We start from the raw sequence: 26,036 nt of genomic DNA, 5'->3' as shown, positions 1-26,036 counted from the left end.
TGGTGGGCGTCGCGCAGGACGACATCGGTAATGGCAACGGTCATGAATTCCTCCGTGAATTAAGGGTGAAGACGGCGATGGTGGTGAATGGCGGCGACAATCGCCGGCGTTAAGCGGGCGAAGTCGCCGGCGGGCGCAACGGCGGGCAGTGGCGTCGCTTTCGGCGCCGCAGCCGGTTCGGGAAAGAAGCGGTTGACGGCGGCGGACATCCCCCGGATGGCGAAAATCAGCAGAAACAGAAACGCCAGCACAAAGCCCATACCGAGAAACATCAGGGTGAAGCCTTCACCTAACAGGACGGCATCAGTCATACTCCACCTCAAAACATGGTAGAAAGAGAGGATATAAATTTAGGTAAGGTGTTAATCAAGGCGACGAGAGTGAGTAACAAACAAAAGAGATAGCTGATCACCATACATATTTGTAATAACCTTGGCGTCTTATATCCTTTATTAATATCCTTTCGCCACAGCAGCAGGCAGATAAACAGACCCGCGACAGGCGTCGACACCGCCGTTGCGACATTCGCTAAGTAAATTAACTGCACCGGAGAGCCGCCGAAGCTAAAGCAAATTAACCCCGCAACCACCAGCACCACCATGGATCCCCACTGCACCGCTTTACTTTCCAACGCAGTAGACTTATTGAACCCCGAATTAAGCAGAACAACCCCACGCTGAGTGTTTCCCAGCAATGATGAGAAACCCGCCCCCAATAACGCCACCCCCATAATGTATTTCGCGGCACGCCCCATGCTTGGCGTCAACAAATCCGCCAGTTGCGCAGGCGTATTAATCGATATCCCTTGGGGAAAAAGGACGATGGCCCCCACCAGAATAATCGCCCCGCTGATCAGCAGTACGCCGATGATATGGGCGACGGTATCGGCCACCATCACGCCATTAAAAAGGTCATCTTTCTTCCATTTTTTCTCTTTACCAAGATAGGTACCGTATATCCCGGTCGTCAGAGAGGCATTGGTGCTAATAAAGCCCAACGCCGCGACTAAACTGCCCGCGGGAAAGATCCAGTGCGTTAATCCTTCGCCACTGGCTTTCCAGTCCGGTCCTCCTGTTCCCACCAGCGTGATATAAAAAGCAAAAATCATTGCCACAATACAAATGGTGATCCCCTTCTCGACTTTGGAATAAACACCTTTAGAAAAATAGCAATAGATCATCACCGCAATCATTATTAGCGCGCCGAGCTTCCAGTCGATGCCGAAAACCAGGTTCATGCCGGCTCCGGTCCCCGAGATATTCCCCATGGTAAAAAAAAGGCAAGCTAAAAAAGTGGCGATGCCGACAAATCCTGCGGCGACTTTGCCATAATAATGACGGATAGCTTCTATCGACGGCATCCCAGTGAGCATGGAGATACGATAGGTCGTCAACATGAAGGTGATCCCCATAAAGGCAATGGGGATTAGCAGCCATAGCAGGGAATAGCCATAGTCCGCCCCTAACATCGATGCGGTGGTGATGGCGCCGGGACCGACCACTACGCCGGTGAGAACAATTCCCGGACCAATACGGCGAATTAATTGAGAGAAGGGCAGTATTTCTATTTGTGCGGGTACAGCGGTAGATGTTTTTTCTAAATTACTCATGACAGCCTCATTATAGTATCTTTATAAAAGATTATACGGCCACACTGATATACTGAATAAAACCTGATTATCTGTATTAAAATCAACCCGTATTCATAATGAATACGGGCTCGGTATTCAAATAATAAATTAAATAACCGCTTTTTTAATTCCTGCAGCACGGATAGCCGCTTTGATCTCTTCTTCTGCGCCCGGTTCAAGCGGCAGCAGAGGTGAACGAACGGTCGCATGTTCCAGAATGCCACGTTCAACCAGGGCATGTTTCAACGCCACGGTACCTTCCATATGCGATCCGCGATGATAAACGGCCTTAGTAACTGGCAGCAGGCGATCGTGAACCGCTTTGGCCTTCACATAATCCTGCGCTTTACCGGCTTCCAGCAGTTCCAGCAGGAGTTCCGGAGCAATATTGCCATACCCCACAAGGAAACCATCAATATCAAAGGCGGTATGCAGCAGATATTCATCATGACAGCTGAGGATCTGTAAATCAGGGCGTTCGCGGCGAATAACCGGAATTTCCGTATCCCAGCGGCGCATATTACGCACACCATTTTTCATCGCAAAGACCCCGGGTTGCGCGGAAATATCCAGCATCGTTTCGAGGTTATACGTGGCTTTAGTGACATCCGGATACTGGAACAGAATAAGGGGTAAGCCGCTCTCTTCGTATACTACGCGATAGCGATCCTGCGGAGCGCCTTTTTGATAGCCAAAACGCAGCCAGCCGTGTGAGGGATACAGCAGACCCGCCGAGGCGCCAGCTTCGACGGCGCGCTGCGCTTCCAGCGCCGCCACTTCCGTCCCTTCGCCAGTAATACCGGCGATCACTGGCACACGGCCATCGGTCGAGTCAACAAAACTACGGATGACGTCGGCCTGCTCCTGCTGAGTCAGGAAGGTACCTTCCCCGGCGTGTCCCAGCACCACCAGGCCTTTCACCCCTTTCACGCTGCCAAGCCAGGAACCTAAGCGTTTGATCGCTTGATGATCGATGCGGCCATCACGGGTAAAAGGGGTAACGGGGGCTGGAACAATACCACGCAAATCAAGTGCTTTCATGTTAACTCCTTTCAAATCTCAATAGATAAAGATGATAAACCTTCTTTCTTGAAATCGATTGCAGGAACGATTGCAAGTCAATTGAAATGTCTTCCCTTTACCTCCCAAGATCAAGGGGACTCTGCTAATAAATGCAGTTGGAATCACAAAAATGAGCGGCTTAAATGTTTATCAATCTGCATTACGTGATCTATTTCCCACATTGTTACTTACCACCGCTCGCGCCAATTAAGTTGCGTGGAAGAAATAACTACGAATACAATCTCAGCTGAATTTAAACAGGGAATGGGCCATGGGAAATCAGTCATCTTCAGAACAAAACGGAAGAACAATCACGATGCAGGATGTGGCCCGCGCCGCAGGTGTGAGTGTTTCAACTGTTTCGCGCGTGCTGGATGAACGCCTTCCCCCTTCCCGTAGCCCCTCCGCTGAGAAAATACGTGAAGCGGCGAAGCAGTTGGGCTATCGACGAGACTACGTGGCGTCCAGTTTGCGCCGTGGCGATACGGGCACGATAGGCGTTCTGGTCCCGAGATTGACCGATACCGTCACGGCGATGTTCTATGAAGCGGTCTCTCAGGCCGCCGCGCGTCAGGGTTATTTCACGGTGGTAGCAACCTGCGGCAACGATCCGGAAACCGAAGAGCGAGCCACGCAATCTCTGCTTGATCGTCGGGTGGACGGCCTGATCCTTTCCACTTGTCGGCTGGGTGACCGCCTGCCCCAGCAGCTGCGGGAAAAACAGATCAACCATGTTTTAGCATTAAGGACCGACGGCATTAGCCCATCAGCGGTGGGTGATGACGAACTGGGGGGCTATCTGGCGACCCGCCACTTACTGGATTTAGGCCACCGGGAAATCGGCATCATTGCCGGCCCGAATTTCTCATCGAGTACGTTAAACCGGCAAAAAGGTTTCCTGCGCGCCATGCAGGAAGCGCAGGCAGAGGTGAATCCCCACTGGTGGCGAGATTCCGACTTTACCATTGTGGCTGGTGAAAACGCCGGTTATGAAATACTGAATAGCCCTTCCCGCCCCAGCGCTATTTTCGCCGTCAATGATGACCTGGCTATCGGGGTGATGGCCGCCGCGCACCGGCTTGGCCTGCAGATTGGCAACGACGTGTCGTTGGTAGGCTATAACGACATTCCTTTGGTCAGCCGCCTGCCGATACCCTTAACGTCGGTGAAAACGCCCCTCGATCAGCTTGCCAGCCATGCCGTTGAGCTGCTGCTAAGCAATCACGCGGAAAATCCCCAGCGCTATTCTCTGCCCACGCTGATCCCCCGCGCCTCCACGCGACCATATCGCTAAACGGCGCGCAATCCTGGCCCAAAGGCGTGACTGGGCCAGGGGAAGCAACCAATATTATTTCTTGCGCGTCAGGGTGAGATTAAAGCGTAAACGTCATTCCAATTCGATACCGGGACTCTGAAATTTTATTTTGGCCGTCATGGTAACCCTGTTTCCCGAGATAATCATATTCGATATAGGGACTGAACCAGTCATTCCATTTATAGCGTAGCGTAAAGGCATTTTCTGTCGCCGACGATTTGTCATTCCTGTATTTATAATCGTCATTAACGTGTCGATAAACGGTGCCTTGATATAAGGCGCTCCATTGCGCGTTAAATTTATAGTTAACATAGATATCCAGGCGATTGACGCTGTCCCGATGCGACTCGCCGGCGCTATTGACCGTTTCGTAAGTGTTGTAGTCATAGCGGTAACGCAGGCCAAAGGTGAGGTCGGGCGTGGCTTTAACATTAACGCGCAGATAAGGCCGCAGTTGGGTACCTTTGCTGCTCCAGTGATAGATCCCGCCTGGTTGCAACGTCCATTTTTCGGCGAATGGCCAACTATAGTTGACCTCTATTTCATTGTAATCGACCGTGCTGTCGCCAAAGGAGTGGGACCCATCGGCTTTATCGGTACCATTTTTTCCCTGGTGGTTATTTTTATTGTTTTTATTATCCATCTCCATACTCGCCCACCAGCCGTTTTGCCACCCCTGGCTGACTTTATAGCGAGATTCGTAGGAGTGACTCCCTGCGCGATATCCACCTCTGACATCAAAAGTCAGGGCGTGACTGACTGCAGGTATCCCAAGCGCGCAACATACGATAAAACCGATTTTTTTATGCATATTTCATCCCTAAAACTGATCATTATTCAATGAAACGGAAAATAATATGACGGCACTAATATATTTATAAAATTAATGTGAGAACGTTTGCTATATCGTTTTCATTGGCCGGTATGATTCAATTTCCGAATATAAATGGTCAACCCGGTAAAAATATCCTTGCTATTGTCCTCACAAATTTTCAGGTTTTTTTATCAGGCGCTGCGCATTTTTGTGATCCATGCGCACCCTCTATTACCAGAGTGGACCTCACCTTTCGCCAGATCGTCAGCACGCTTCCTGCTGTAAATAACTATTCACTCTCTTATCATCATATGTACGCTTTTACGATGAGGTGCGGAGGTGAGATACCCGCGTAATTAACAATGATTAATCAATACTCTGGCGATTTTACCGACTGTTACGCTATACTAGCCTCTGAAATTGCCAGCCCGCGCCTGTGGGCGGGTGTTCAAGTAGCTTCCTTTTAGTTCGATCAACTTCCCTTCCGAGGATCTGACCTCAACGGTCAGAAAAGATATGTTAAACAGTATTTTAGTAATACTCTGTCTGATAGCCGTAAGTGCCTTTTTTTCGATATCGGAAATCTCACTGGCCGCCTCACGTAAAATCAAACTGAAACTGCTGGCCGATGAAGGCAACGTCAACGCACAGCGGGTGCTGAAGATGCAGGAGAACCCGGGCACCTTCTTTACCGTTGTGCAGATTGGCCTTAACGCCGTCGCCATTCTGGGCGGTATCGTGGGCGACGCGGCCTTCTCCCCGGCGTTTTATAGCCTGCTCAGCGGGTATATGTCACCGGAGCTCTCCGAGCAGCTGAGCTTCATCATCTCTTTTACCCTGGTCACCAGCTTGTTCATCCTGTTTGCTGACCTGACTCCGAAACGCATCGGTATGATTGCGCCCGAAACCGTGGCCCTGCGCATCATCAACCCGATGCGCTTCTGCCTGTTAGTCTTCCGCCCGCTGGTGTGGTTGTTTAACGGCATGGCTAATATGATCTTCCGCATCTTCAAACTGCCGATGGTGCGGAAAGACGATATCACCTCCGACGATATCTATGCCGTGGTTGAGGCCGGCGCGCTGGCCGGGGTGCTGCGCAAGCAGGAGCATGAGCTGATTGAGAACGTGTTCGAGCTGGAGTCCCGCACCGTTCCTTCCTCCATGACCCCGCGTGAAAGCGTCATTTGGTTTGATTTGCATGAAGACGAGCAGAGCCTGAAGAATAAAGTGGCCGAGCATCCGCACTCAAAGTTCCTCGTCTGTAATGAAGATATCGACCATATTATCGGCTACGTCGATTCCAAAGATCTGCTGAACCGCGTGCTGGCGAACCAGAGCCTGGTGCTGACCGGCGGCGTGCAGATCCGCAACACGCTGATCGTCCCGGATACCCTGACCCTCTCCGAAGCGCTGGAAAGCTTCAAAACCGCCGGGGAAGACTTCGCAGTGATCATGAATGAATATGCGCTGGTGGTCGGGATCATCACCCTCAACGACGTGATGACGACTTTGATGGGCGACCTCGTCGGCCAGGGGCTGGAAGAGCAGATCGTCGCTCGCGATGAAAACTCGTGGCTGATCGATGGCGGTACGCCGATTGATGACGTGATGCGCGTGCTGGATATCGACGAGTTTCCGCAGTCCGGGAACTACGAGACCATCGGCGGCTTTATGATGTTTATGCTGCGTAAAATCCCCAAGCGCACCGACGCGGTGAAGTTCTCCGGCTATAAGTTCGAGGTCGTGGATATCGACAACTACCGTATCGACCAGCTGCTGGTGACCCGCATCGATAACAAGCCAACGGTGCTGGTGCCCAAGCAGTCGGAAGCGGCGGAAAGCCAGAACGCCTGAGCGTCATCTTTTCTCTCTCTTAAGGGCGGATGATCATCCGCCCTTTTTATTGCCCGAATGTGAAGCGGCTCACGCCCCTCTGCCGATAGCAGATTATTACTGCTCCATAGCGAAACGTTCATGACTCCCCCGTGCGCAAAAAGGTAACGTTGCTCGCGTCTACACGATCATATTCCTGAATAAAGGAAGCGAGGGTTACCATGATAACGTCGAATAAAAATTACTTTATCAGCTGTCTGTTTTTCCTGTTTTTCTTTATAGGCTGGGGATGCTGCTACCCCTATTTATCACTGTGGTTAACGGAAACCATCGGTATTAACTACACGGACGTCGGTCTGGTTTATTCTTTCACCGCCATTGTGGCCGTCTGCGTTCAGCCATTATTCGGTTTTATATCGGATAAGCTGGTGTATCGTAAGAATTTGATGTGGATGCTGGCGATCATTATCACCTTATTCGCCCCATACTGGATCTATGTCTTCGCGCCTCTGTTAAAAATAAATGTGTTCCTCGGCGCACTGGCTGGCGGCCTCTATATTGGCATGGCCTACGGCGCAGGCTGCGGGATTTGCGAAGCCTACATCGATAAGGTCAGCCGCGCCTCCGGCTTCGAATTTGGTCGGGCGAGGATGTTCGGCGGCATCGGCGCCGCGATCGGCACCTTTGCGGCAGGAAAGCTCTACGGCATCGATCAGAACATGATTTTCTGGCTGGCCAGCGCGGCAGGTGTCTGCCTGCTGGTGATTGTCTGGAAAATGCAGATCAGCACCCATCAGCAGCAGGGGCTACTGTCTGGCAAAACGTCTCCGGTCACCCTCCGCGATGCCGCCTCGCTGCTGAAAATTAAAAAATTCTGGTTCTTCGCGCTCTATGTGATTGGCGTGGGCGCGGTCTATGAAACCTATGACCAGCAGTTCGCTATCTACTACAGCCACTTCTTTGAGAGTAAAGCCCGGGGCGCAGAAGTCTTCGGTTATTTAACGACAGGGCAGATTTTCCTTGATGCCGTCGTCATGTTCTTTGCGCCGTGGTTTGTGAATAAAATCGGCCCCAAAAATGCGCTGTTATACTGCGGGCTGATTATGAGCTTGCGCATTATCGGTTCCGCGTGGGCTATTGGCCCGATATCCATCAGCCTGATTAAACTTCTCCATGGATTTGAAAGCTCGGTGTTACTCGTCGCGGCGCTTAAATATATTACCGCTAACTTTAACCCCCTGCTTTCAGCGACGGTTTACTTAATTGGTTTTCAGTTTTCAAAAAGCTTTAGCTCTATTTTCCTCTCCACCGGCATCGGCCATATGTACCAGAGAATGGGCTTTACCAGCAGCTATATCGTGCTGGGAAGTATCGCCCTGTGCTTCACGCTCATTTCGTTTATCACGCTGGATAAAGCGCGCGTGTTCTCTTCACAACCTGTGCCCGCGAATTAATGTCAGGAGGTAGTCTGCATGTCTCAGTTATTTTATGGCGTGGCGTATTACGATGAATATATGCCGGAAGATCGGCTGGCCAAGGATATTGCCTTAATGCGCGAAACCGGCATTAACGTAGTGCGTATCGCCGAGTCCACATGGAGTACGCTGGAGCCCGAAGAGGGCCAGTACAATTTCTACCATATCGACCGGGTGCTGGCGGCGATGCATGAGGCCGGCATCGCGGTCATCGTCGGGACGCCGACCTACGCGGTCCCGGCCTGGCTGGCGGCGAAACATCCCGATATTCTGGTCACCACCGTCACAGGGCAGCAAAAGTATGGCCCACGGCAGATCATGGATATCGTCAACCCGACCTTTCGCCGCTATGCCGAAAAAATAATCCGCACGCTGATGGCGCATGTGCAGCACCATCCGGCAATTATCGGCTGGCAACTGGATAACGAAACCAAGCATTACGACAATATCGGCCGCTATATGCAGGAGGGCTTTGTGCGCAGCCTGCAGGAGAAATATCCTGACCTCCGGCAGCTAAATCACGATTTCGGTCTGGATTACTGGAGCAACCGCATTGACCGCTGGCAGGATTTTCCGCCGGTGGAAAATACCATCAACGCCAGCCTCGCCTGCGCCTTTTTCCGTTATCAGCGCCAGCAGGTCACCGAGTATCTGGCCTGGCAGGCGGAGATCGTGCGCGAGTACGCCCAGCCGCACCAGTTCGTCACCCACAACTTCGATTTTGAATGGCGCGGTTACTCTTACGGCGTGCAGCCGCGGGTCGACCATTTTGCGGCAGCGCAGGCACTGGATATCGCCGGTGTTGATATCTATCACCCGAGCCAGGCGCACCTGACCGGGCGGGAAATCGCCTTCGGCGGCGCCATCACCCGCTCGCTTAAGCCGGGCCAGAACTACTTCGTGCTGGAAACGCAGGCGCAGGGTTTCGCCCAGTGGACTCCCTTCCCGGGCCAGCTGCGCCTGCAGGCGTTCAGCCATATCGCCTCCGGCGCCGCCATGGTCTCCTACTGGCATTGGCATTCAATTCATAACGCCTTCGAAACCTACTGGAAGGGGCTGCTCAGCCACGACTTCTCGCGTAATCCGACCTGGCAGGAGGCCACCACTATCGGGGCTGACTTTGCCCGCCTGTCGCCGCAGCTGGCGGAGCTGAAGGCCGAAAACGACGTTGCGCTGCTGATAAGCAATGAGGCAATGGACGCCCTTAACCAGTTCCGCCCCGGCGACGCCGAGGGCAATATTTATAACGATATTTTCCGCCGCTTCCACGATGCGCTGTATGACCACAATATCAGCCTCGATATCATCCACGACGTCAACGAGGAGACTTCTCGCTACCGGGTGCTGATCGTTCCCGGCCTGTACGCTGCCGATGATGGCCTGCTGGCGCGTATCAACCACTATATCGCCGAGGGCGGCAGAGCGCTTATCGGCTTTAAATCGGGTTTTAGCGATGAAAACGTCAAAGTGCGCCGCAGCGCGCAGCCTGGGATCCTTCGGCAGAGCTGTGGCGTCAGCTACAGCCAGTTCACCCTGCCGGAAGGGACAACGGTAAGCTCATGCTGCGCGGATATTGATTGCCGCAACGACAATCAGGCGGAGCTGTGGATGGAGCTGCTGACGCCCGATGCCGGGACCCGCACTCTGCTGCGCTATCAGCATCCGGCATGGGGCGAGTACGCGGCCGCCACCGAAGCGGATTATGGCCGGGGACGATCGATGTACGTTGGCTTCCTGCCGCAGAAGCGATTGATTAGCCAGCTGTTTGATGTACTCACTGCCGATCTCGCATTGCGCTCGCGCACTTCCGCCTATCGCTACCCATTAGTGGTCAAAAAGATGCGTAATCGCGCCGGGAAAACCATCCACTTCCTGTTCAATTACTCTGGCGAGACGCTCGATTTCGGTAGCGAAACGGCGGGGAACGACCTGCTGAGCGGGGAAACAGTGCGCAGCGGCCAGCCGTTGCGCCTCAGGGCATGGGAATTTACTATCATCGAAAGGTAATGACGCTGCGACGCTCAGGTGGGAGAGAGAATGGAACTTGATATCAATGAGCTACTCAATTTCTCGCCATTGATGAAAACCTTTACCTTCAATGCCTGGGTTGTCGCGGGCTTCACGCCGATAACCCGCGGCTCCAAACTGGACTACTACATTAATCGTCCGCAGGGGATGAAAGGTTACATCATCAATCTGACCCTGCGTGGCCAGGCGCGGGCGAAAGCGGGCGATGGCTTTCTTCTGTGTCGGGAAAACGATCTGCTGCTGTTTCCCCCCGGCGTGCCTCATCATTACGGCAGAGACGAACACAGCGAGTATTGGGACCATCTCTGGATCTACTTTATTCCCCGCCCCTACTGGATAGACTGGCTAAAATGGGACCAAACCACGCACGGCATCGGCAAAACGACCGTTGCTGACCCCGACCAGCTCCAGCACCTGCGCGATCTGTTCCATGAAGTGATACGCCACCACTCGGCCTCCGCGCCGCTGTCGGAAGCGCTGGCGATGAACGCCCTGGAAAGGTTGATCCTCCGCTGTTTTCAGCAACAGCCCATCAGCAACCGCCACGCCCACGATCCGCGAATTAACGCCGTCTGCGACTACCTTAACGCCCATATCGCGCAAGAGGTAAAAATCGAGACCCTGGCGGCGATGGTATTTATCTCTCCTTCACGTCTGGCGCACCTTTTCAAAAATGAGCTGGGGCAGACGGTTTACGCCTGGCGGGAAGCTCAGCGCATCAACCGCGCCAGGTGGCTCATTCAGAGCACCACACTCCCGCTTAACAAGATTGCCTTATCGGTGGGTTACAGCGATCCGGTCTATTTCACCCGCTTGTTTCGTAAACATAACGGCATTCCACCGGGGGAGTATCGCAAACGCTATGCGGAGATGAAGGGCTGAAAACATCAACGGCCCCCATCGGGAGCCGTCTTTTACCTACTACGTACTGCTACGTGTCAGGTTATGCCATCTCAGTTTGCAGACGCAACACCTGACGATTGACTTCGGACATCACTGACAGATGCAGCTTGTCCTTGACCTTCGGGATAAGGATTTTGCCCTTATCAAATTCAAATGCGCCAACGTCCTTGATGTACAACCGTCCACGAAACAGGATCTTCACGTACTTCGCCACTTGCAGCGGATTGTAGCGTTGGAAAATTTTCATTCTTCTCTCCTGCCAGGGTTACGCTCCTGTGGTGCCACAGTTAGCCCACGTATCGGGAGCGCAAATTTTAATGCCCTAAAACTATAGTCCAGAATCTCAGAGGGACCCAGTGTGTATAAGTTTATTTACCGTTTGATGACAATAATTCAGAATTTTCGTTTCGGACATACGATGAAGTAAGTATAAGTCGCCGTTTTTCGACTAATTTGTGCGTCAACACGCAAACTGGCATCCTCATTGCGGGTAATCGTCGCCAATCGCACTTATCATTAAACGAGACCAAGTGGTCGGATCACCTGCACAAAAATGATTAAGGATTCCGCATGACCCTACGTAGCATACTGGCCGCCTCGTTACTCCTCTTCCCGCTGCTGGCCTCAGCGCATAACTTTGTCGACGGCCAGCGCGTGGCGCCGGTCGGCGTCGCGGATCGGGGCGAACTTATTCTGGATAATGATAAGTTTAGCTATAAAAACTGGAATAGCTCGCAGCTGGTGGGAAAAGTGCGAGTCATCCAGCACATCGCTGGACGCTCGTCAGCAAAAGAGAAAAATGCCAACCTGATCGAGGCGATTAAAGCGGCGAGCTTCCCACACGATCGCTATCAGACCACCACCATTGTCAATACCGACGATGCCATCCCGGGCACCGGCATGTTCGTGCGCAACAGTATCGAGAGTAATAAACAGCTCTTCCCGTGGTCGCAATTTATCGTCGACAGCAACGGGCTGGTGCGGAAAGCCTGGCAGCTGGACGAGAAGAGCTCCGCGATTGTGGTGCTGGATAAGAGCGGGCGCGTACAGTGGGCCAAAGACGGCGCGCTCACCCAGCAGGAGGTGCAGCAGGTGATCGACCTGCTGCGTAAGCTGCTTAATAAATAGAGACCCGGAAGCCGGGGTTGAGGAAGGATTCACGCGGCGTGTAGTCGAGGGTTTTCCCCTGCCAGTCGTGAACATGCGCCCCGGCGGCGACCGCGACCGCATGGCCGGCGGCGGTGTCCCAGGTGCTGGTCGGCCCGAAGCGCGGATAGAGCTGGGCCTGACCTTCCGCCACCAGGCAGAACTTCAGCGAGGAGCCGATAGAGGTGGTCTGGTGCTCGCCCAGCTGCTCAAGGTACTCCTGCAGCTCCGGATCGTTGCCATGGGAGCGGCTGATCACCACCAGCGGCGGACGGGCATCGCGGACCTGGATCTGCTTGCGCACGCCGCACTCTTCTTTCCAGGCTTTGCCTTTTTCCGCGCTGTACATCACCTTCATCACCGGCGCGTAGACCACGCCCAGCGTCGGCTTGCCGTTTTCAATCAGCGCGATATTGACGGTGAACTCGCCGTTACGCTTAATAAATTCTTTGGTGCCGTCCAGCGGGTCGACCAGCCAGTAGCGCTGCCAGTGCTGACGCACTTCCCAGGCCGGCGGGTCCTCTTCCGACAAAACAGGAATGGTGGCATCCAGCGCCTGCAGGCCGCTGACAATGACTTTATGCGCCGCGATATCCGCCGCCGTGACCGGAGAATCATCTTTCTTGCTGGCGACGTTGATCGGTTGGTTTCCATCGTAAACTTCCATGATGGCATCGCCCGCGTTCCGTGCAAGCTGACATACTTGTTCTAACATTCTCCACCTCGTCTGGTTACAGTGGCGTTAACTCGTTGTTTTATTTATATCGCATCACCGCAAGATCCGCTATCTGTGATAACGATGGCGGTTTCGCTGCCCACTTTTCTGGCAAGATTCACATTTCTGTAAGCAACAGAATATAAATACATTTTCTTCTGTGCTATCGCTCATAAAAAAAGGACGCCTCTGATGATTAAGTTTAGCGCAACGCTCCTGGCCACGCTGATCGCCGCCAGCGTCAGCGCCGCAACGGTCGACCTGCGGATCATGGAAACCACCGATCTGCACAGCAATATGATGGACTTTGACTATTACAAAGATGCCGCCACGGAGAAATTCGGCCTGGTGCGTACCGCCACCCTGATCGAACAGGCGCGGGCAGAAGCGAAAAACAGCGTACTGGTAGATAACGGGGATGTGATCCAGGGGAGCCCGCTGGGCGACTACATGGCCGCCAGGGGGCTGAAAGAGGGCGATGTTCATCCAGTGTATAAGGCGATGAACACCCTGAATTATGCCGTCGGCAACCTGGGCAACCATGAATTCAACTACGGCCTCGACTTCCTGCACAAAGCGCTGGCGGGGGCGAAATTCCCCTACGTGAACGCCAATATCATCGATGCCAAAACCGGCAAACCGCTGTTCACCCCCTACCTGATTCAGGATACCCCGGTTCAGGACAGCGACGGTCAATCCCACACCCTGCGCATCGGCTATATCGGCTTTGTGCCGCCGCAGATCATGACCTGGGATAAAGCCAATCTTAGCGGCAAAGTGACGGTCAACGACATTACCGAAACCGCGCGCAAATATATCCCGGAGATGCGGGCGAAAGGCGCTGACGTGGTCGTAGTGGTCGCGCACTCCGGCCTCTCTGCCGACCCGTATCAGGCGATGGCCGAGAACTCGGTCTACTACTTAAGCCAGGTGCCCGGCGTTGACGCCATCATGTTCGGCCACGCCCACGCGGTGTTCCCCGGCAAAGACTTCGCCAACATTAAAGGCGCGGATATCGCCAGAGGGACGCTGAACGGCGTGCCGGCGGTAATGCCGGGAATGTGGGGCGATCACCTCGGGGTGGTCGATCTGGTGCTGAACAACGACAGCGGAAAATGGCAGGTGACTCAGAGTAAAGCGGAAGCGCGGCCAATCTACGACGCGGTGGCGAAGAAATCGCTGGCGGCTGAAGACGGCAAGCTGGTGGCGGTGTTGAAAGCCGATCACGACGCCACTCGCGAGTTCGTCAGTCAGCCGATCGGCAAGTCCGCCGACAACATGTACAGCTATCTGGCGCTGGTGCAGGACGACCCGACGGTGCAGGTGGTCAACATGGCGCAAAAAGCCTACGTCGAACACTACATTCAGGGCGACCCGGACCTGGCGAAACTGCCGGTGCTCTCCGCCGCCGCGCCGTTTAAAGTCGGCGGGCGTAAAAACGATCCGGCGAGCTTCGTGGAAGTGGAAAAAGGCCAGCTCACCTTCCGCAACGCCGCCGACCTCTATCTCTACCCCAACACCCTGGTGGTGATGAAGGTCAGCGGGAAGGAGGTCAAGGAGTGGCTGGAGTGCTCCGCCGGGCAGTTTAACCAGATAGACCCGGCCAGCAGCAAGCCGCAGTCGCTGATCAACTGGGACGGCTTCCGCACCTATAACTTCGACGTGATTGACGGGGTGAACTACCAGATCGACGTCAGCCAGCCGGCCCGCTACGACGGCGAGTGCCAGATGATCCATCCGCAGGCAGAGCGCATCAAGGGCCTGACCTTCAATGGCAAACCGGTCGATCCGCAGGCCACTTTCCTGGTCGCCACCAATAACTATCGCGCTTACGGCGGTAAATTCGCCGGCACCGGCGAAAGCCATATCGCCTTTGCCTCACCGGATGAAAACCGTTCGGTGCTGGCGGCGTGGATTGGGGCGCAATCGAAGAAGGATGGCGCGATCCATCCGGCGGCGGATAACAACTGGCGCCTGGCGCCGATCCACAGTAAGACACCGCTGGATATTCGTTTTGAGACCTCGCCTGGCGACAAAGCCGCGGCGTTTATCAAAGAGAAAGCCCAGTATCCGATGCGCCAGATGGCCGCCGATGATATCGGCTTCGCCATTTATCAGCTGGATTTGCGTCAGTAATGCCTGTTCCCCGGTGGCGCTGCGCTTACCGGGGCTACAAACCGGAGCTGACGGGTAGCCCGGATAAGGCGCCAGCCGCTATCCGGGTACATCTCCCCGGTGGCGGGGCTACAGGGAGTGATACATTTTCACTCCCCGTGGCTCGCCAGCACCGCGGGCAGATTAACCTCGATCCAGTCCGCCAGGGCGGCCACCTTATCGCTCACCTGCAGACCGAGCGGCGTCAGGCTATATTCAACGTGCGGCGGCACCACCGGATAAGAGACGCGGTCGATAAAACCATCCTGCTCCAGGGCCTGCAGCGACTGCGCCAGCATCTTTTCGCTGACCCCGCCCATTTTGCGCCGCAGATCGCTGAAGCGATGGGTCCCCTCGCGCAGCGCCACCAGAATCAACACGCCCCAACGGCTGGTGACATGTTTAAGCACATCGCGCGACGGGCACTGTTCCGCAAACAGATTGCCGTTGCGCAGTTTATCGCTCAGCGTCGGTTCGGCCATTTTCATACTTACCTTTTTGTACGTACTTACTAAAAGTTAGTTAAGGTGTTAGCTTACCACAACTGCCAATAAACACGAAGGAGAAGCCCCATGATCGCCCTTACCGGTGCCACCGGCCAGCTTGGCCACTACGTTCTGCAAGACCTGCTTAAAACCGTTCCTGCCAGCCAGATTGTGGCGATTGTCCGCAACCCGGCCAAAGCCCAGGCGCTCAGCCAGCAGGGCGTCGTCGTCCGCCAGGCCGACTATAGCGACGAAGCGGCATTGACCGCCGCGCTGCAGGGCGTGAATAAACTGCTGTTAATCTCCTCCAGCGAAGTCGGCCAGCGTGCCGTACAGCACCGCAACGTCATCAACGCCGCCAAAGCCGCTGGGGTGACATTCATCGCCTATACCAGCCTGCTGCACGCCGACACTTCGCCGCTGGGCCTGGCCGCAGAGCATATTGAAACCGAGCAGATGCTGGCCGACTCTGGCATCGCTTACGCCCTGCTGCGCAATGGCTGGTATACCGAAAACTATCTGGCCAGCGCGCCGCCGGCGCTGGAGCACGGCGTGTTTATCGGCGCCGCCGGCGAAGGTAAAATTGCCTCCGCTACCCGCGCGGATTATGCCGCCGCGGCCGCCCGCGTTATCGCCGGTGAAGGCCATGCAGGGAAAGTTTACGAACTGGCGGGCGATAACGCCTGGACGCTGAGCGACCTGGCTGCCGAGCTGAGCACGCACAGCGGGAAAAACGTGGTCTATCAGAACCTCAGCGAAGCCGACTTCGCCGCCGCGCTGAAAAGCGTCGGCCTGCCGGCGGGTCTGGCGGATATGCTGGCGGACTCCGACGTCGGCGCCTCGAAAGGCGGGCTGTTTGACGACAGCCACACCCTGAGTACATTGATTGGCCGTCCGACCACTTCCCTTGCCGAAAGCGTGAAAGGCATTCTGTAACCGCCCCTCTCAGCTTTTGCGGTTGCGTCCCGGCGGTTCCTCTCTCATATTGAAGAGATCAACCGTCGGGAGGCAGGCATGCAGGGCGTACCACCCCAATTTAGTGATGAAAAAGATCGTGCGCGCTTTCGCCATCTCGAACAGCTGCCCGGGGTGGAGCTTTACCACGCCCATATCTCCCGCTACGCCTTTGAACCCCATACTCACGAAGCCTTCGGCATCGGCGTGATTGAGCAAGGCGCCGAGCGCTTTCGCTACCGTGGCAACCAGCATATCGCCGCCGCCAACGCTATTGTCACCATGAATCCCGACGAGCTGCACACCGGCGAAGCGGAAACCGCCGACGGCTGGCGCTACCGGATGATTTATCTGGAGCCGGACCGTCTGGAGGCCATCACCGGGGTGCGCGACTGGTGGTTCAGCGAGGTGGTCCGCGAGGATCCCCTGCGGTCCCGGCGGATTGGCCAGCTAATATATGGCCTGTGGCACAGCGACGATGCGCTGGCCCAGCAGGGAATGCTGCTCGACCTCATCGACACCTTCCGCCCTCTGGCCCACCATGCCTCGGCGCAGGGCGAGACAGGACATCGCTTCGACCGCGTGCGCGACTACCTGCACGATAACTATATGCGCCCCATCACCCTCGACGAGCTGGCTCAGGTGGCGGCGCTTAGCCCGTACCACTTTCAGCGCCAGTTTAAAGCCCACTATCATGTGACGCCCCATCAGATGTTGATGGCCATCCGCCTGTGGCGCGCCAAGGCGTTTCTCACCCACGGCATGCCCGCCGCCGAAGTGGCGATAGCCGTCGGCCTTACCGACCAGTCTCACCTGACCCGCGCCTTCACCCAGCGTTACGGCATTACGCCGGTACGCTATCAGAAGCAGGTCGCCAGGCGCTGATGCGCAATCTCATACAATATTCCCGCCCGCCCTCCTTCTACACTGCAGACAACCGTGATGACAATGGATGCAATGATGATTAGTGGTGTGTTGTACGCCCTGCTGGCGGGGCTGATGTGGGGATTAATCTTTGTCGGGCCTTTGCTGGTGCCCGAGTATCCGGCGATGCTCCAGTCGATGGGACGCTATCTGGCGCTGGGTCTGATCGCCCTGCCGCTGGCATGGCTCGGGCGCGCGCGTTTGCGCCAACTGAGCCGGAACGACTGGTGGACCGCGCTGGGTCTGACGATGATGGGAAATCTTATCTATTACGTCTGTCTGGCCAGCGCCATTCAGCGCACCGGGGCGCCGGTCTCCACCATGATTATCGGCACGCTGCCGGTGGTATTGCCGGTCTTCGCCAATCTGCTCTACAGCCAGCGCGACGGAAAGCTGCCGTGGCGGCGCCTGTTTCCGGCGCTGGTCTGCATCGCCGTCGGCCTGATCTGCGTTAACGTCGCGGAACTGCGCCAGGGTTTGCCTGATTTTAGTCCGTGGCGCTACGGCTCCGGCATTGCGCTGGCGCTGGGGTCGGTGGTCTGCTGGGCCTGGTATGCGCTGCGCAACGCCCGCTGGCTGCGGGAGAATCCGCATCAACCGCCGATGATGTGGGCTACCGCTCAGGCGCTGGTGACGCTTCCGGTTTCGCTGGCCGGTTATCTCGCCGCCTGCGCCTGGCTGCACGGTCAGCAGGCCGGGTTCCCCCTGCCCTTCGGCCCGCGCCCGGCGGTGTTCATTACGCTGATGCTGGCCATCGCGGTGCTCTGCTCATGGGTCGGCGCGCTGTGCTGGAATATTGCCAGTCAACGGTTGCCGACGGTGATCCTCGGGCCGCTTATCGTTTTCGAAACCCTGGCCGGGCTCCTGTATACCTTTCTGCTGCGACAAAGCTTACCGCCGCTGTTAACCCTGAGCGGGATCCTGCTGCTGGTGCTCGGCGTGGTCTCCGCCGTACGCGCCAGGCCGGACAAACCGACGTTGCAACCGCTGACGCACGAAAAAAAGTAGCCGGGCCCTCTTAAGGGGTATTCCCTCGCCATAAAGATGCATTTAAAATGCATCTTATATTCCTGATGACGAGGTAACTGCTATGGCTTTCCGTGACCAACCTTTAGGCGAGCTGGCGCTGTCCATCCCCCGCGCCTCCGCCCTGTTCCGTCAATACGATATGGACTACTGCTGCGGCGGCAAACAGACGCTGGCGCGCGCCGCATCGCGTAAAGCGCTGGATGTCGCGGTGATCGAAGCCGAGCTGGCGAAACTGGCCGAGCAGCCCGTCACCCACGACTGGCGCGCGGTGCCTCTCGCGGAGATTATCGACCATATCATCGTTCGCTATCATGATCGGCACCGCGAACAGCTGCCGGAGCTGATCCTGCAGGCCACCAAGGTGGAACGGGTCCATGCCGATAAACCGAACGTGCCGAAAGGGCTGACGAAGTACCTGACCATGCTGCAGCAGGAGCTCTCCAGCCACATGATGAAAGAGGAGCAGATCCTGTTCCCGATGATCAAACAGGGGATGGGCGCCCAGGCCGGGGGCCCCATCAGCGTGATGGAAAGCGAGCATGACGAAGCGGGTGAACTGCTGGAGGTGATCAAACATATCACCCATAACGTGACGCCGCCGCCGGAAGCGTGCACCACCTGGAAAGCGATGTATAACGGTATCAACGAGATGATTGACGATCTGATGGAGCACATCAGCCTGGAAAATAACGTGCTGTTCCCGCGTGCCCTCGCAGGAGAATAACGAAAAAGGCGCCCGCAGGCGCCCTCGACATTGTCCGTCTTATTTGGCCACTCCGGGTGGCCTTTTTTATGACGGTCCGTTGCAAGCAACGTTAAAATGCTCTTTTATTTCGCCAGACGCTTTTTGCCGGCAAACAGCCAGCCCGCACCCAGCAGAACGAACCACAGCGGGGTGACCATCAGCGCTTCACGGGTATCATCTTCGAGGGTCAACAGCACCAGTACGAAGACGAAGAAGGCCATGCACACCCAGCACATTAATTTGCCCAGCGGCATCTTATATTTGGACTTCTCGTGCAGCTGCGGACGCTTTTTACGGTAGACCAGATAAGAGCAAAGGATGATGGTCCAGACGAACATGAACAGGATCGCCGACACCGTGGTGATCATGGTGAACGCGGCGATCACGCTCGGGTTGACCATCAGCATCACCACACCGCCCAGCAGGCACATGCAGGAGAAGGTTAAGCCCTTCGCCGGCACCGCACGCTTCGACAGCTTGGCGAACATCTTCGGCGCCTGACCATCCTGCGCCAGACCGAACAGCATACGGCTGGTGGAGAAGACGCCGCTGTTGGCCGATGAGGCTGCGGAAGTCAGCACCACGAAGTTAATCAGGCTCGCCGCCGCCGGCAGACCAACCAGCACGAACAGCTCGACGAACGGGCTCTTGCTCGGCACCACAGAGCTCCACGGCGTCACCGACATAATCACAATCAGCGCGAAGACGTAGAACATAATGATACGCAGCGGGATGGAGTTAATCGCCCGCGGCAGGGATTTTTCCGGGTCTTTGGTTTCGGCCGCGGTGGTACCGACCAGCTCAATCCCCACGAAGGCGAATACCGCAATCTGGAAGCCGGCGAAGAAGCCGCTCAGCCCTTTCGGGAACCAGCCGCCGTCATTCCACAGATGCGCGAAAGAGGCTTCGACGCCGGTCGGCGATTTGAAATGCATCATGACCATCACCAGGCCGACCACGATCAGCGCCACGATGGCGACGATTTTGATCATCGCGAACCAGAACTCCATTTCGCCAAACATTTTAACGGTGGCGAGGTTCAGGCCCAGCAGCAGCAGGATCACCGCCAGCGACGCGACCCAGTCGGAGAGTCCGGGAAACCAGAACTGCGCGTAGGCAGTGATCGCCACCACGTCCGCCATCCCCGTCACCACCCAGCAGAACCAATAGGTCCAGCCGGTAAAGTAGCCCGCCCAGGGGCCCAGCAGATCGGCCGCAAAGTCGCTGAAGGATTTATATTCGAGGTTCGACAGCAGTAATTCGCCCATGGCTCGCATAACGAAAAACAGCATAAAACCGATAATCATATAAACAAAAATAATGGATGGCCCGGCAAGGCTGATGGTTTTGCCAGAACCCATAAATAATCCAGTGCCGATCGCCCCGCCAATTGCAATCAGCTGAATATGTCGGTTTGTGAGATTTCGCCGTAGCGATTGTTCAGTCGGCTCCTGCTCGACAGCAGCGACTTTAACCTGATCTACCATGTGATTTCTTCCTGTTGTACCTGTCTGTGTTGTTCAGGCTCTGATGGCCTGTCGTCTGTCATTAACCCCAGCAAGGGCTAGTCGATATTAGGTAAGAATCGGAGGGATGAATACTATGATTTAGATATAATGTTAATTTTATGTTTAAAGTGAGTGTTATATCACTCATCTAACGCGAAATAGCTCACAAAAATACACCCATACGCGATGAATGCAAAACATAATTCCAATTAATTTTTAACTTAAGGATTTTACGCTATTTTTGTGGCTTCCCCCGCCGCTGGGGAAGAGGAAGCCTCTGCTGTTTAGATAATATCCAGCAGTTCAACTTCGAAGATCAGAGTGCTGAACGGAGGAATCGACGCGCCAGCGCCGCGCTCGCCGTAGGCGAGGTTGTGCGGGATGGTCAGTTCCCATTTGGAACCTACCGGCATCAGGGTCAGCGCTTCAATCCAGCCGCCGATTACGCCGGTCACCGGGAACTCTGCCGGTTCGCCGCGAGCGACGGAGCTGTCGAAGACGGTACCGTCGATCAGTTTACCGGTGTAGTGCACGCGTACGCGGTCGGTACGGGCCGGGATCGGACCTTCGCCCTGGGTCAGCACGCGGAACTGCAGACCGGACTCGGTGCTGTTCACACCCTCTTTCTCGCGGTTTTCATCAAGGTATTTCTGGCCGTCAGCGGCCATCGCCTGGAAACGCTCGCGACGCACGGCGTCGGCGCGCTCGTGGATTTCACGCAGCGCACGGTGGACGGCTTCTACCGGCACCTGCGGCTGGTTACCTTCCAGCGCATCGGCGATACCCGCCACCAACGCTTCCGGCAGCAGCCCCTGCAGGCCGGATTCGCTCAGCTGTTGTCCAACCTGCAAGCCGATACCGTAACTTGCCTGCGCTTCGATAGTGTCAAAAGTTGGGGTTGCCATCTTTGTTCCTTTTTTGGGTGATAAACATCAAGAGAAAAGCGTCCGGAAGCATAACAGCCATAGCGAAATGGGTAAAACTTTGTCGGCGGATGATGACAAATCTCAGCGAAAAAGAAACAATAGGCGGCATCAGGTTAACTTCACTTTGTTCCGGTCATCAGGACGTTAGCCATCTATACTCATAGGCAGGATAAAAATATGCGGAGCAGGAGGAAAGCCATGCCCGGGCGCTTTGAACTGACATCTACCCTGGCGAAAATCTGGCACGCCCCGGATCATTTTCGCCTCCTGGACCCACTGCCCCCGATGCACCGCCGGGGAATTATCGCTGGCTTCCTGTTGGTGATTATCGGCATTCTGCTTCCCTCAGACGATAGCCAAAACCCGGCGTCCACCAGCCGTGAAGCAAACCTGAATCTGCAGTCGCAGTCCCAACCGCAAGCTGGCGGCAATCAGGCCGTTCCGCTGCCGCCGATCACCAATACGCCTACCGTGAGCGATGCCGACCAGATGGCGCCGGTCGCCCCGGAGCCGATTCAGGATGAGCAGCCGGATCAGGCGCAGACGCAGCAGCCCGCCGCCTCCCAGCCCTATCAATCCTCATCGCAGCAGTCCGCGCCGGGTATTGAACAGCAATGGCGGACCTATCGCATCGAGTCAGGCAAAACCCTGGCCCAGCTGTTCCGCGATCATGGGCTGCCGGCCACCGACGTTTACGCCATGGCGCAGGTTGAAGGCGCAGGTAAACCATTAAGCACGTTGCAGAGCGGACAGACGGTGCAGATTCGGCAGAACGCCAACGGCGTGGTCACCGGGCTCACTATTGATACCGGCAACGGCCAGCAGGTGCTGTTTACCCGCCAGTCGAACGGCAGCTTTGTGCGTGCGCGCTAGCAGCGAAGACGACAGCGAGCGTTACGCCGCCGCAAAATGAAAGGCGCTAAAAAGCAAAACGCCGGCACAAGGCCGGCGATTTGTTGTTACCAGAACGTCAGAGGCCGATTACTCAGCAACCACGTTGATGATAACTTTAGCGAAAACTTCGCTGTGAACCTGGAAGTCCACTTCGTGCTCGCCAACGTTACGCAGAACGCCGTTCGGCAGGCGAACTTCGCTCTTAGCAACTTTAACGCCTGCTGCAGTGACAGCGTCAGCGATGTCGCGAGTACCGATGGAACCGAACAGTTTACCTTCGTCGCCAGCTTTAGACGCGATGGTTACGGATTCCAGGGCGTTGATCTGCGCAGCACGAGCTTCAGCAGCTGCCAGAACGTCAGCCAGTTTGGCTTCCAGTTCAGCGCGACGTGCTTCGAAGAATTCAACGTTTTTCTTGGTAGCAGGAACAGCTTTACCCTGCGGGACCAGGAAGTTACGAGCATAGCCCGCTTTAACGTTAACCTGATCACCCAGGCTACCCAGGTTTGCTACTTTATCAAGCAGAATAACTTGCATTACCTTATCCTCTCAAAGTCGTATTAATGGACCGTGACCGATTACTGATGACGATCAGTGTACGGCAGCAGGGACAGGTAGCGAGCGCGTTTGATAGCGCGAGCCAGCTGACGCTGGTATTTTGCACGGGTACCGGTGATACGGCTCGGGACAATCTTACCGCTTTCGGTGATGTAGTTTTTCAGCGTAGCGATATCTTTATAGTCGATCTCTTGAACGCCTTCCGCGGTGAAACGGCAGAACTTGCGACGACGGAAATAACGTGCCATATGGCTAGTCTCCAGAATCTATCAATTCAATCTGCTCGGCATGCAGAACCATTTTGCTCAAGCCGTTCTTTGCCTTATGGCAAGAGATGAACCCTCGAACGGTTACTGCGCTACCGACCGTTATACTGTGAGTAATGGCCTGGTTCTCGTGACCGCTAATAATAACGGGCATTTGACACCATGCCTGCCGGTGAAAACCGGCTTCCTCCTGCACTGAACGATGCTCAAGCACGAACTGGCAGTGAGGAATTCCTGACGGGCTGACCTTACGAAGTGGAGTCCTGCAAATAATGCCGGACAGCTCCAGACGGTTGGTCATCAGGATTACTCTTCAGAATCCCCAGCTTCAGAATCATCTGCGGTTTCGTTGGCGAAATCTTCGCGACGCTCACGGCGCTCGTCTTTCGCTTTAACCATCGGAGATGCTTCGGTAACAGCGTGCTTAGTACGCATTACCATGCTGCGGATAACGGCGTCGTTGAAGCGGAAGTTAGTTTCCAGCTCATCGATCGCTTCCTGCGGCGCTTCAACGTTCAGCAGAACGTAGTGAGCTTTGTGCAGTTTGTTGATCGGATAAGCCAGCTGACGGCGGCCCCAGTCTTCCAGACGGTGGATCGTACCTGCTGCTGCAGTGATTGCACCAGTGTAACGTTCGATCATGCCCGGAACCTGTTCGCTCTGGTCAGGATGGACCATAAAAACGATTTCGTAATGACGCATCGAATTGCTCCTTACGGATTATTCAGCCTCCTGTCTGGGTCAGCCGCGGCCCATGGAGGCAAGGAACGTGTTAAAGGGCGGCTGAAAAATTGACGCGTCATTCTAATGGCGGCCCCCCAGGAACACAAGCGCATTTGCACAAATAATTCGCACTAAGCGCCAAGTGGCGCTAAGTGGGTGATTTAAAATTAACCAGCAAAGGAAGCGGCATTTTTTTGAACAACTGCATCAGAAAAGGTCGCGATACGCCGTTCAATCAGCGATTACACTTAAATCAGAAACCCAATGACCACAGGAGAGCCCCGAGTCAGCGTCAGGACTGTCAGTCAGGAGCGTAGTATATGAAACTGAAAATCATCGCCATGATGGCTGCGCTTTTCTTCAGCGCCAACGCGTTGGCAGCTATCCAAATCACCGAACGACAGGCCCGCAACATGGACGATGTGCAGAGCCTCGGCGTTATCTATATCAATCACAATATGGCCACTGAGCACGAGGCCGAACAGGCCCTTAGCCAGCTGAGCGATGCGCAGGGGGCGAAATATTTTCAGCCCATCCTGATGCACGAACCAGAAACCAACGGCCCGCTTCGCGCCAGCGCGGTGATTTACCGCTAATGTCGGGCCCATTCTTCGCCTCTCCTCGCGAGGGGCGAAGCAAGGCCAGCGGCTAAACGCAATTGAGAATAATTTTATAAATCAACTTATCAGCGTCATCGCAACCTGATTTAATCAGCCACTCGCCATTTGATATTCAGGAGTGATTGATGGTTCCGCGTTTCGCCACCTTAGGCCGCATCCCCAAAGGCGTTTGGGTGCTCGGCGGCGTCAGCCTGCTGATGGATGTGTCGTCCGAGATGATCCACAGTCTCTTACCGCTGTTTATGGCCACCACCCTCGGCGCCAGCGTGATTATCATCGGTCTTATCGAGGGGCTGGCGGAAGCCACCGCCCTGATCCTGAAAATCTTCTCCGGCGCGATCAGCGACTACGTCGGTAAGCGCAAAGGGCTGGCGCTGCTGGGCTACGGCCTGGGCGCGCTCAGCAAGCCGCTGTTTGCCATCGCCCCGACCGCCGGCGTGGTGTTTAGCGCCCGCATGATCGACCGCGTAGGCAAAGGCATTCGCGGCGCGCCGCGCGACGCGCTGGTCGCCGACGTCACCCCACCGGAGATCCGCGGCGCCGCCTACGGGCTACGTCAGGCGCTGGATACCGTTGGCGCCTTTCTCGGCCCGCTGCTGGCGGTGCTGCTGATGTTTATCTGGGCCAACGATTTTCACGCTATATTCTGGGTGGCGGTTATTCCCGCCGTGCTCTCTATTCTCCTGCTGGGTTTTGGCCTGCAGGAGCCAAAATCCGCCATCGACCATCAACGCAGTAATCCGCTGAAGCGCGAAAATCTGCAAAAGCTCTCCGCCGCCTACTGGTGGGTGGTCGCCATCGGCAGCATCTTCACCCTCGCCCGCTTCAGCGAAGCCTTTCTGGTGCTGCGCGCCCAGCAGATGGAGATCCCGCTGTTTACCATTCCGCTGGTAATGGTGGCGATGAACCTGGTCTACAGCGTTACGGCCTACCCGTTCGGCAAGCTCTCTGACAGCATGAGCCACAGCAAACTGCTGCAGTGGGGACTGCTGGTGCTGATCCTCGCCGATATCGTGCTGGCCCTCAGCGCCCACTGGAGCACGCTGCTGGTCGGGGTCGCGCTGTGGGGAATTCATATGGGGATGACCCAGGGGCTGCTGGCGGCGATGGTCGCCCATACGGCGCCGCCGGCGCTACGCGGCACGGCGTTCGGTATGTTCAACCTGATGAGCGGCCTGGCGCTGTTGCTGGCCAGTACCGGCGCAGGCGTGCTGTGGGAAACCTTCGGCGCCGCTTCGACGTTTTACGCTGGCGCGATAATTTGCGTGGTCACGCTCATCGGCATGCGCGCTATGCCGTCGGCTTATCGTCAGGGCTAAAAACGGCTCC

At 55.6% G+C, this 26,036-nt stretch carries 27 protein-coding genes; 14 read left to right on the top strand and 13 right to left on the bottom strand.

Annotated elements, in window-relative coordinates:
* Positions 1-59: 59 nt before the first annotated feature.
* The 3 genes from QLG03_RS24895 to QLG03_RS24885 form a co-directional block, all read right to left on the bottom strand.
* Positions 60-311, bottom strand: coding sequence for an oxaloacetate decarboxylase subunit gamma (locus QLG03_RS24895; RefSeq protein ID WP_048296485.1), 252 nt, complete (start codon positions 309-311; stop codon positions 60-62).
* Positions 312-319: 8 nt separating this feature from the next.
* Complete coding sequence (locus QLG03_RS24890) at positions 320-1,609, bottom strand: Nramp family divalent metal transporter (RefSeq protein ID WP_102002711.1); 1,290 nt, start codon at positions 1,607-1,609, stop codon at positions 320-322.
* A gap of 129 nt (positions 1,610-1,738) precedes the next feature.
* Positions 1,739-2,671 carry a dihydrodipicolinate synthase family protein gene (locus QLG03_RS24885; RefSeq protein WP_032454645.1) on the bottom strand — a complete coding sequence of 311 codons (933 nt, stop codon included), beginning with the start codon at positions 2,669-2,671 and terminating at the stop codon, positions 1,739-1,741.
* A 292-nt stretch (positions 2,672-2,963) separates the two neighbouring features.
* Here QLG03_RS24885 and QLG03_RS24880 point away from each other — a divergent pair, with 292 nt between their 5' ends.
* On the top strand, positions 2,964-3,986 hold the full coding sequence (locus tag QLG03_RS24880; RefSeq protein ID WP_032454644.1) for a LacI family DNA-binding transcriptional regulator: 1,023 nt from the start codon (positions 2,964-2,966) through the stop codon (positions 3,984-3,986).
* Positions 3,987-4,065: 79 nt separating this feature from the next.
* Here the strand turns inward: QLG03_RS24880 and QLG03_RS24875 are convergent, their stop codons facing one another.
* The gene (locus QLG03_RS24875) at positions 4,066-4,818 is read right to left on the bottom strand and encodes an oligogalacturonate-specific porin KdgM family protein (protein ID WP_032454643.1); all 753 of its coding nucleotides are present in this window, start codon (positions 4,816-4,818) and stop codon (positions 4,066-4,068) included.
* A gap of 519 nt (positions 4,819-5,337) precedes the next feature.
* Here QLG03_RS24875 and QLG03_RS24870 point away from each other — a divergent pair.
* From QLG03_RS24870 to araC, 4 genes are all read left to right on the top strand, one after another.
* Positions 5,338-6,675: a hemolysin family protein gene (locus QLG03_RS24870; RefSeq protein ID WP_023291742.1), complete on the top strand. Its 1,338-nt coding sequence runs from the start codon at positions 5,338-5,340 to the stop codon at positions 6,673-6,675.
* Between the two features lie 200 nt (positions 6,676-6,875).
* On the top strand, positions 6,876-8,108 hold the full coding sequence (locus tag QLG03_RS24865; RefSeq protein WP_032454642.1) for an oligosaccharide MFS transporter: 1,233 nt from the start codon (positions 6,876-6,878) through the stop codon (positions 8,106-8,108).
* An 18-nt stretch (positions 8,109-8,126) separates the two neighbouring features.
* A complete protein-coding gene (locus QLG03_RS24860; RefSeq protein ID WP_048296482.1) occupies positions 8,127-10,136 on the top strand; it encodes a beta-galactosidase in 2,010 nt (669 codons plus the stop codon).
* Between the two features lie 30 nt (positions 10,137-10,166).
* Positions 10,167-11,039, top strand: a complete 873-nt coding sequence (araC, locus tag QLG03_RS24855) for an arabinose operon transcriptional regulator AraC (protein WP_023291739.1) — start codon at positions 10,167-10,169, stop codon at positions 11,037-11,039.
* Positions 11,040-11,100: 61 nt separating this feature from the next.
* On the opposite strand, the gene QLG03_RS24850 is transcribed toward araC, so the two are convergent.
* Positions 11,101-11,307 (bottom strand): DUF1107 domain-containing protein, encoded by a 207-nt coding sequence (locus QLG03_RS24850; protein WP_002886707.1) that lies wholly within the window; start codon positions 11,305-11,307, stop codon positions 11,101-11,103.
* 323 nt (positions 11,308-11,630) lie between these two features.
* Here QLG03_RS24850 and QLG03_RS24845 point away from each other — a divergent pair, with 323 nt between their 5' ends.
* Positions 11,631-12,188, top strand: a complete 558-nt coding sequence (locus QLG03_RS24845; protein WP_023291738.1) for a YtfJ family protein — start codon at positions 11,631-11,633, stop codon at positions 12,186-12,188.
* Here the strand turns inward: QLG03_RS24845 and cysQ are convergent.
* Positions 12,178-12,921: a 3'(2'),5'-bisphosphate nucleotidase CysQ gene (gene cysQ / locus QLG03_RS24840; protein ID WP_023291737.1), complete on the bottom strand. Its 744-nt coding sequence runs from the start codon at positions 12,919-12,921 to the stop codon at positions 12,178-12,180. The two genes, QLG03_RS24845 and cysQ, sit on opposite strands and share 11 nt — an antisense overlap.
* 192 nt (positions 12,922-13,113) lie before the next feature.
* Here cysQ and QLG03_RS24835 point away from each other — a divergent pair, with 192 nt between their 5' ends.
* On the top strand, positions 13,114-15,057 hold the full coding sequence (locus QLG03_RS24835; protein WP_255989464.1) for a bifunctional 2',3'-cyclic-nucleotide 2'-phosphodiesterase/3'-nucleotidase: 1,944 nt from the start codon (positions 13,114-13,116) through the stop codon (positions 15,055-15,057).
* A gap of 128 nt (positions 15,058-15,185) precedes the next feature.
* On the opposite strand, the gene QLG03_RS24830 is transcribed toward QLG03_RS24835, so the two are convergent.
* Positions 15,186-15,557, bottom strand: coding sequence for a helix-turn-helix domain-containing protein (locus tag QLG03_RS24830; protein WP_032429258.1), 372 nt, complete (start codon positions 15,555-15,557; stop codon positions 15,186-15,188).
* Between the two features lie 90 nt (positions 15,558-15,647).
* On the opposite strand from QLG03_RS24830, the gene QLG03_RS24825 reads away from it, so the two are divergent.
* The 4 genes from QLG03_RS24825 to ytfE all read left to right on the top strand — a co-directional run bounded on the left by QLG03_RS24825 (position 15,648) and on the right by ytfE (position 19,191).
* On the top strand, positions 15,648-16,496 hold the full coding sequence (locus QLG03_RS24825) for an SDR family oxidoreductase (protein ID WP_048296478.1): 849 nt from the start codon (positions 15,648-15,650) through the stop codon (positions 16,494-16,496).
* Between the two features lie 78 nt (positions 16,497-16,574).
* Positions 16,575-17,399, top strand: a complete 825-nt coding sequence (locus QLG03_RS24820; RefSeq protein ID WP_048296477.1) for an AraC family transcriptional regulator — start codon at positions 16,575-16,577, stop codon at positions 17,397-17,399.
* Between the two features lie 75 nt (positions 17,400-17,474).
* Positions 17,475-18,446, top strand: coding sequence for a DMT family transporter (locus QLG03_RS24815; protein WP_044525189.1), 972 nt, complete (start codon positions 17,475-17,477; stop codon positions 18,444-18,446).
* An 82-nt stretch (positions 18,447-18,528) separates the two neighbouring features.
* The gene (ytfE, locus tag QLG03_RS24810) at positions 18,529-19,191 is read left to right on the top strand and encodes an iron-sulfur cluster repair protein YtfE (RefSeq protein WP_255989467.1); all 663 of its coding nucleotides are present in this window, start codon (positions 18,529-18,531) and stop codon (positions 19,189-19,191) included.
* A 104-nt stretch (positions 19,192-19,295) separates the two neighbouring features.
* Here the strand turns inward: ytfE and cycA are convergent, their stop codons facing one another.
* Positions 19,296-20,699, bottom strand: coding sequence for a D-serine/D-alanine/glycine transporter (cycA, locus tag QLG03_RS24805; RefSeq protein ID WP_023291730.1), 1,404 nt, complete (start codon positions 20,697-20,699; stop codon positions 19,296-19,298).
* 305 nt (positions 20,700-21,004) lie between these two features.
* Complete coding sequence (gene fklB / locus QLG03_RS24800; protein WP_002886687.1) at positions 21,005-21,625, bottom strand: FKBP-type peptidyl-prolyl cis-trans isomerase; 621 nt, start codon at positions 21,623-21,625, stop codon at positions 21,005-21,007.
* Positions 21,626-21,844: 219 nt separating this feature from the next.
* Here fklB and QLG03_RS24795 point away from each other — a divergent pair, with 219 nt between their 5' ends.
* The gene (locus QLG03_RS24795) at positions 21,845-22,519 is read left to right on the top strand and encodes a LysM-like peptidoglycan-binding domain-containing protein (protein WP_023291729.1); all 675 of its coding nucleotides are present in this window, start codon (positions 21,845-21,847) and stop codon (positions 22,517-22,519) included.
* Between the two features lie 108 nt (positions 22,520-22,627).
* Here the strand turns inward: QLG03_RS24795 and rplI are convergent, their stop codons facing one another.
* The 4 genes from rplI to rpsF are packed head-to-tail and all read right to left on the bottom strand — an operon-like array spanning position 22,628 to position 24,066.
* Positions 22,628-23,077: a 50S ribosomal protein L9 gene (gene rplI, locus QLG03_RS24790; protein ID WP_004206464.1), complete on the bottom strand. Its 450-nt coding sequence runs from the start codon at positions 23,075-23,077 to the stop codon at positions 22,628-22,630.
* 41 nt (positions 23,078-23,118) lie between these two features.
* Entirely contained in the window at positions 23,119-23,346 is a 228-nt protein-coding gene (rpsR, locus tag QLG03_RS24785) for a 30S ribosomal protein S18 (RefSeq protein ID WP_000135199.1), read from the bottom strand.
* 4 nt (positions 23,347-23,350) lie between these two features.
* On the bottom strand, positions 23,351-23,665 hold the full coding sequence (gene priB / locus QLG03_RS24780; RefSeq protein ID WP_002885722.1) for a primosomal replication protein N: 315 nt from the start codon (positions 23,663-23,665) through the stop codon (positions 23,351-23,353).
* A 5-nt stretch (positions 23,666-23,670) separates the two neighbouring features.
* A complete protein-coding gene (gene rpsF / locus QLG03_RS24775; protein WP_008807174.1) occupies positions 23,671-24,066 on the bottom strand; it encodes a 30S ribosomal protein S6 in 396 nt (131 codons plus the stop codon).
* A gap of 341 nt (positions 24,067-24,407) precedes the next feature.
* Between rpsF and QLG03_RS24770 the strand changes: the two genes are divergently transcribed.
* On the top strand, positions 24,408-24,683 hold the full coding sequence (locus tag QLG03_RS24770) for a DUF1471 domain-containing protein (protein ID WP_004206463.1): 276 nt from the start codon (positions 24,408-24,410) through the stop codon (positions 24,681-24,683).
* Between the two features lie 149 nt (positions 24,684-24,832).
* Complete coding sequence (locus QLG03_RS24765) at positions 24,833-26,026, top strand: MFS transporter (RefSeq protein ID WP_023291728.1); 1,194 nt, start codon at positions 24,833-24,835, stop codon at positions 26,024-26,026.
* The last annotated feature ends 10 nt before the right edge of the window (positions 26,027-26,036 follow it).

The organism is Klebsiella sp. V115_8 (genome assembly GCF_029967715.1).
Taxonomy (GTDB): Bacteria; Pseudomonadota; Gammaproteobacteria; order Enterobacterales; family Enterobacteriaceae; genus Klebsiella; species Klebsiella quasipneumoniae.
Note: the sequence above shows the minus strand (reverse complement) of the source record. Positions and strands in the feature narration are given on the sequence as shown.

Bases quoted from the DNA above. Each gene is read 5' to 3' on its own strand.
- QLG03_RS24895 (WP_048296485.1), bottom strand. From the start codon at position 311: ATGACTGATGCCGTCCTGTTAGGTGAAGGCTTCACCCTGATGTTTCTC.
- QLG03_RS24890 (WP_102002711.1), bottom strand. From the start codon at position 1,609: ATGAGTAATTTAGAAAAAACATCTACCGCTGTACCCGCACAAATAGAA.
- QLG03_RS24885 (WP_032454645.1), bottom strand. From the start codon at position 2,671: ATGAAAGCACTTGATTTGCGTGGTATTGTTCCAGCCCCCGTTACCCCT.
- QLG03_RS24880 (WP_032454644.1), top strand. From the start codon at position 2,964: ATGGGAAATCAGTCATCTTCAGAACAAAACGGAAGAACAATCACGATG.
- QLG03_RS24875 (WP_032454643.1), bottom strand. From the start codon at position 4,818: ATGCATAAAAAAATCGGTTTTATCGTATGTTGCGCGCTTGGGATACCT.
- QLG03_RS24870 (WP_023291742.1), top strand. From the start codon at position 5,338: ATGTTAAACAGTATTTTAGTAATACTCTGTCTGATAGCCGTAAGTGCC.
- QLG03_RS24865 (WP_032454642.1), top strand. From the start codon at position 6,876: ATGATAACGTCGAATAAAAATTACTTTATCAGCTGTCTGTTTTTCCTG.
- QLG03_RS24860 (WP_048296482.1), top strand. From the start codon at position 8,127: ATGTCTCAGTTATTTTATGGCGTGGCGTATTACGATGAATATATGCCG.
- araC (WP_023291739.1), top strand. From the start codon at position 10,167: ATGGAACTTGATATCAATGAGCTACTCAATTTCTCGCCATTGATGAAA.
- QLG03_RS24850 (WP_002886707.1), bottom strand. From the start codon at position 11,307: ATGAAAATTTTCCAACGCTACAATCCGCTGCAAGTGGCGAAGTACGTG.
- QLG03_RS24845 (WP_023291738.1), top strand. From the start codon at position 11,631: ATGACCCTACGTAGCATACTGGCCGCCTCGTTACTCCTCTTCCCGCTG.
- cysQ (WP_023291737.1), bottom strand. From the start codon at position 12,921: ATGTTAGAACAAGTATGTCAGCTTGCACGGAACGCGGGCGATGCCATC.
- QLG03_RS24835 (WP_255989464.1), top strand. From the start codon at position 13,114: ATGATTAAGTTTAGCGCAACGCTCCTGGCCACGCTGATCGCCGCCAGC.
- QLG03_RS24830 (WP_032429258.1), bottom strand. From the start codon at position 15,557: ATGGCCGAACCGACGCTGAGCGATAAACTGCGCAACGGCAATCTGTTT.
- QLG03_RS24825 (WP_048296478.1), top strand. From the start codon at position 15,648: ATGATCGCCCTTACCGGTGCCACCGGCCAGCTTGGCCACTACGTTCTG.
- QLG03_RS24820 (WP_048296477.1), top strand. From the start codon at position 16,575: ATGCAGGGCGTACCACCCCAATTTAGTGATGAAAAAGATCGTGCGCGC.
- QLG03_RS24815 (WP_044525189.1), top strand. From the start codon at position 17,475: ATGATTAGTGGTGTGTTGTACGCCCTGCTGGCGGGGCTGATGTGGGGA.
- ytfE (WP_255989467.1), top strand. From the start codon at position 18,529: ATGGCTTTCCGTGACCAACCTTTAGGCGAGCTGGCGCTGTCCATCCCC.
- cycA (WP_023291730.1), bottom strand. From the start codon at position 20,699: ATGGTAGATCAGGTTAAAGTCGCTGCTGTCGAGCAGGAGCCGACTGAA.
- fklB (WP_002886687.1), bottom strand. From the start codon at position 21,625: ATGGCAACCCCAACTTTTGACACTATCGAAGCGCAGGCAAGTTACGGT.
- QLG03_RS24795 (WP_023291729.1), top strand. From the start codon at position 21,845: ATGCCCGGGCGCTTTGAACTGACATCTACCCTGGCGAAAATCTGGCAC.
- rplI (WP_004206464.1), bottom strand. From the start codon at position 23,077: ATGCAAGTTATTCTGCTTGATAAAGTAGCAAACCTGGGTAGCCTGGGT.
- rpsR (WP_000135199.1), bottom strand. From the start codon at position 23,346: ATGGCACGTTATTTCCGTCGTCGCAAGTTCTGCCGTTTCACCGCGGAA.
- priB (WP_002885722.1), bottom strand. From the start codon at position 23,665: ATGACCAACCGTCTGGAGCTGTCCGGCATTATTTGCAGGACTCCACTT.
- rpsF (WP_008807174.1), bottom strand. From the start codon at position 24,066: ATGCGTCATTACGAAATCGTTTTTATGGTCCATCCTGACCAGAGCGAA.
- QLG03_RS24770 (WP_004206463.1), top strand. From the start codon at position 24,408: ATGAAACTGAAAATCATCGCCATGATGGCTGCGCTTTTCTTCAGCGCC.
- QLG03_RS24765 (WP_023291728.1), top strand. From the start codon at position 24,833: ATGGTTCCGCGTTTCGCCACCTTAGGCCGCATCCCCAAAGGCGTTTGG.